The sequence below is a fragment of the Alcanivorax sp. HI0044 genome (assembly GCF_001634945.1).
Map to the genome: position 1 here is coordinate 1 of NZ_LWEZ01000891.1, position 772 is coordinate 772.

1 protein-coding gene and 1 tRNA gene are annotated in these 772 nt (G+C 50.6%); one reads left to right on the forward strand and one right to left on the reverse strand.

The genetic code is table 11. The features are described from left to right. Positions 1–32: 32 nt before the first annotated feature. Positions 33–106: transfer RNA gene (locus A3730_RS10595), tRNA-Gly, on the reverse strand. A 535-nt stretch (positions 107–641) separates the two neighbouring features. Between A3730_RS10595 and A3730_RS30360 the strand changes: the two genes are divergently transcribed. Continuing rightward, positions 642–772, forward strand: a 131-nt coding sequence (locus A3730_RS30360; protein ID WP_156501136.1) for an NAD-dependent epimerase/dehydratase family protein, incomplete at its 3' end; no start/stop codon positions are given.

Consider the following 772-nt stretch of genomic DNA (forward strand, 5'->3'; position numbering starts at 1 on the left):
AAAAAACCGCCAAAAGCGGTTTTTTTTATGTCTGGAGCGGGTGAAGAGAATCGAACTCTCGTATGCAGCTTGGGAAGCTGCCGTTCTACCATTGAACTACACCCGCCTGTTTGAAACGGCAATATAGTCAAAACCCATCAACTTGGCCAGTGTTGAAGCAAAATCGTCAAAGTTTCGACAAGTGGCTGTTTAAAACAGTTCATCGCGGATGAGGCTGAATAACAGGCTCTAGCCGTTTGATTAGCTTATGGCGAATACCCTGCATTTTGCCGAACGCTCAACGCCGGATGCCTGACGTCAAACCCCATAGCCTGAGTGTTTGTCACTATTGCGGTACCTCTTTTGAGGGGTATTTTGAGGAATACTCAGGGCCATTATTCAGGAAATAATCGGGTAATGCGTTTTGCGAAGAGCGCATAGGAGCCAAGATTTTCAGGTTTTGAATGCAAGCGTCCGCCGTCGGGCACCCGGCGTCCTGCGGCAACCAGGGTAGGATTGAGGCAAATCCTGAAATCGGCTCATCACTCAACCCTGCGATGAACCTTTAGAAGCAAGTCACTGGGAAGACAAAGCAGTTGCCAGCGTCCGTTTCGGTGCGTATAGAAGAAGCAACAAGCGTCAGCCAAAGAAGGATACCAACCATGCCAGTGGCATTTATCAGCGGGGGCCGGGGGTTTCTCGGTGGGCACATTATCGACCAGCTTCTCGACAAACAGTGGGAGGTAGTCGCACTGGTGCGCCCCAACAGTGATGCCAGTACCCTGCACGCCAA